Genomic DNA, 3,447 nt, shown 5'->3' on the forward strand with positions numbered 1-3,447 from the left:
ATTAATAACTATGTAAATAAGGAAATCTAATACGGGATCTTGAATCTCTAGATTAATTTGGAATGCCGCTAGCCCTTGTAAAAAGAGGGGTGAGAAAAAAGTTGGCGAAAATCATACGCTTGGCATACACTATATACAGTCAGGTAGAATGATAAAGCCTGATAAGAAGTTTACGGGTCGAAGTGATAAATTTCGACAACACTAATATTTAATCCTTTGAGGGAAGTTCTATGGCGCTCACCAAGGCCGATCTGGCAGAGAACTTATTTACAACACTTGGACTTAGCAAACGTGACGCCAAGGAGACAGTTGAGGTGTTTTTCGAAGAGATTCGACAAGCGCTTGAAAATGGCGAACAAGTAAAATTATCTGGGTTTGGTAACTTTGATCTTCGAGATAAAAGTGAGAGGCCTGGTCGTAACCCAAAAACTGGGGAAGACATTCCTATTTCAGCTCGTCGCGTGGTGACATTTAGACCAGGGCAGAAGCTTAAAGCTCGAGTTGAATCAATCGAAGTTAAGAAATAAAGAGATCCCATCTCTTTCAAAAGCCGCGTAATGAAAATTACGCGGCTTTTTTTATTTATCGATATATGATTGCAGCTAATTAGCGCTGACTCTGTATAATCGAAATACGGTAAAAGGCTAATAGTGTTCACTATTTCTATCAGTAACAAAGTCATGGAGTGATAAATGCAATCAGCAAACGGCAGAGCCCTTTTTCTTTCTCAAACGTTGGACATGTCGAGTGCAGTGGAGCCAATGGAGACTCAACTGAGCAATCAAACAAAGGTGCGCTTGATATCTCGAGGTATTGTTGAGGTGACCCCTTATCGTTGTGGTGATAAAGATATTATCATTTCAGCGGGCATCCACGGTGATGAAACTGGACCGATGGAGCTAGTTGACCGCCTCGTTGCAGATATATTGAATGAAAAAATCGTGCTCAAACATCGCTGCCTATTTATTCTTGCTCACCCAGAAGCGACGAATCAATTTACTCGTTTTGTGGATGAGAATTTAAATCGCCTTTTCGGTGAACGCCATATTGAAACCAACAGAGAGCATAAGATTGCTAATCTACTGCAAACAGTAGTGACTGAATTTTATGCACAGTCTGAAAGCACCCAGAGATGGCATTTAGATCTTCATTGTGCGATACGCGATTCAGAGCACTACACATTTGCTGTCAGCCCTTATACGGCAAATGGAACGCGTTCAAATGAACTAGGCTGTTTCCTCCAAGCGTGTGACATTGAGGCGTTAATGCTATCGACAACGGCTTCTCCGACATTCAGTTGGTATTCAGCAGAAAATTTTTCAGCTCAAGCATTAACGATGGAGCTTGGCAAAGTTGCGCGAATTGGTGAGAATGATTTAGCCTCATTAGAGACGTTTGACCAAGGGCTTCGCAAGCTAGTGAGCGCCGAACAAGCGACCAATGAGGTTTGGAATAATTCAGTGAAGAGTTATGAAGTGAGCCGCACCTTAACCAAACGCAGTGATGAATTTACATTGACCTTCCCAAATGACCAAGCCAACTTCAGTTATTTCCCTTATGGGACACTTTTGGCGACGGATAAAGGTGGGGTTGAGTACCATTCGATTGAAGGCGGAGAAGCGGTGGTTTTCCCTAACGCGAACGTGGCGATCAATCAACGAGCAGCGTTGTTGGTTAAACCTGTGACTCTCTCAATCACTGATGAGCAGTTAAGAGTCAATACCCATTGAGTATCGACTTATACCAACTGGATAAACGACACAAAAAACGCTGGAGCATAGCGTTTGCGCTGATGTTTGCCGCATTGCTTATGGTCTCTATATTCTCTTTAACAGTCGGAGAGGTGCTCATTTGGCCCTTTGCCCCTGATAGTGACCTAGAAAGAATGTTGGTTACCGAGCTACGATTACCTCGATTAATCGCCGCTATTGCCGTAGGCGCTGCGTTAGCCGTCTCTGGTGCCTCATTACAGGTGCTACTGGGCAACCCTTTAGCGGAGCCCGGAATATTAGGGATCTCAGGGGGAGCAAGCTTGTCTCTGGCTGCGGTTATCTTTTTTCTTCCTACGTTCCCATCCGTAGAGGTGTTGATGCTTGCCGCTATGTGCGGAGCAATGTTGTTTACCTTGATATTGGTTGTTTTGGCCACCAGAAAAAGACTTTCAACCACACGCCTCTTATTAGTGGGGGTCGCTTTAGGGATCCTTACCGGAGCAGGGGTGACGTGGGGGTTCTATTTCAGTGATGATCTGAATTTGCGGCTGCTCATGTATTGGTTAATGGGCAACTTAGGCGGTGTGAGTTGGTTGCAGTTAAGCGTGATTGTATTGATGTTGCCTGTGATTGGCTGGTTATGCACCAAAGGTAAACAGCTTGATACCCTGATGATGGGGGAGATTTATGCCAAGCAGCTCGGCTTAAATGTGGATAGGCTCCGTTGGCAGTTAATCATTGTGGTGTCCCTGTTGGTCGGGGCTAGCGTCGCGTTAGGAGGAGTGATAGGTTTTATTGGTTTGGTGATTCCTCATTTAATTCGTTTATGCGTCGGTGCTCAAAATCAATATCTGCTGCCGCTATCGGCTGTTTTTGGCGCTTGCCTGCTGGTCTTTTCAGATACTTTGTCTCGAATTATTCTTTCATCCGCAGAGTTACCTGTAGGAGTGGTTACTACCTCTATTGGAGCACCAGTGTTTATCTGGCTGTTGTTAAAAAGTCATGATTAATCTTACTAACGTCTCTATGCCTCCTCGTTTGCAACCGATATCGCTCTGCGTTAAACGGGGAGAGGTGCTTCATATCATCGGACCTAACGGCAGTGGTAAAAGTACATTAATCTGCTGTTTATCAGGCTTGTTTGATTTTCAAGGCGATATCGATATTGAGGGTGAAGCACTCACCCGCTTTTCGCTAGAAGTGCTTGCCAGCAAACGCAGTTACCTTTTACAGCAAGATAGACCAACATTCTCAGTAACGGTTGCGCACTATTTGTCCATCTCATTGGTTAACCCGCTGGCTGATAAAGTGGCAGTGAAAGAGGTTGTCAATTTACTGGCGACGGCTCTGGATATCAGAGAGATGATGGAGAGAAGTATCCATCAGTTATCGGGTGGTGAGTGGCAACGAGTAAGATTAGCAGCCTCTTGTTTACAAATTTGGCCTTCGATCAATCCCAAAGCACAGCTTCTATTGCTCGATGAACCAGCCACCGCATTGGATGTGGGGCATGAAACTAAGATGTACCAGTTGATCCGCCAAGTGAGTCAATTGGGAATTACCGTAATCATCGCCAACCATGATTTGAATCGCACACTGCATGAAGCGGATAAAGTTTTGTTGCTGAAAGAGGGGGAGTGTGTGGATTACGGAGAGGTTGAGAGCGTAATGAATCAGCAAACATTAAGTCGAGTATTTAATACTGAAATAAATAAAATAGAGCTCAATAACAGAC

4 protein-coding genes are annotated in these 3,447 nt (G+C 44.3%); all 4 read left to right on the forward strand.

Going from position 1 to position 3,447, the window contains the following annotated elements:
- The first annotated feature begins 230 nt into the window (after window positions 1-230).
- Window positions 231-527 (forward strand): integration host factor subunit alpha, encoded by a 297-nt coding sequence (gene ihfA / locus L4C32_RS20380; protein ID WP_428198723.1) that lies wholly within the window; start codon window positions 231-233, stop codon window positions 525-527.
- 165 nt (window positions 528-692) lie between these two features.
- A complete protein-coding gene (gene astE / locus L4C32_RS20385; RefSeq protein ID WP_428198724.1) occupies window positions 693-1,730 on the forward strand; it encodes a succinylglutamate desuccinylase in 1,038 nt (345 codons plus the stop codon).
- Window positions 1,731-1,732: 2 nt separating this feature from the next.
- Entirely contained in the window at window positions 1,733-2,722 is a 990-nt protein-coding gene (gene btuC, locus L4C32_RS20390; RefSeq protein ID WP_428198726.1) for a vitamin B12 ABC transporter permease BtuC, read from the forward strand.
- A partial coding sequence (gene btuD / locus L4C32_RS20395) for a vitamin B12 ABC transporter ATP-binding protein BtuD (protein WP_428198725.1) occupies window positions 2,715-3,447 on the forward strand: 733 nt, incomplete at its 3' end. The genes btuC and btuD, both read left to right, overlap by 8 nt.

This window comes from Aliivibrio kagoshimensis (genome assembly GCF_050337105.1).
Classification (GTDB): Bacteria; Pseudomonadota; Gammaproteobacteria; order Enterobacterales; family Vibrionaceae; genus Aliivibrio_A; species Aliivibrio_A kagoshimensis.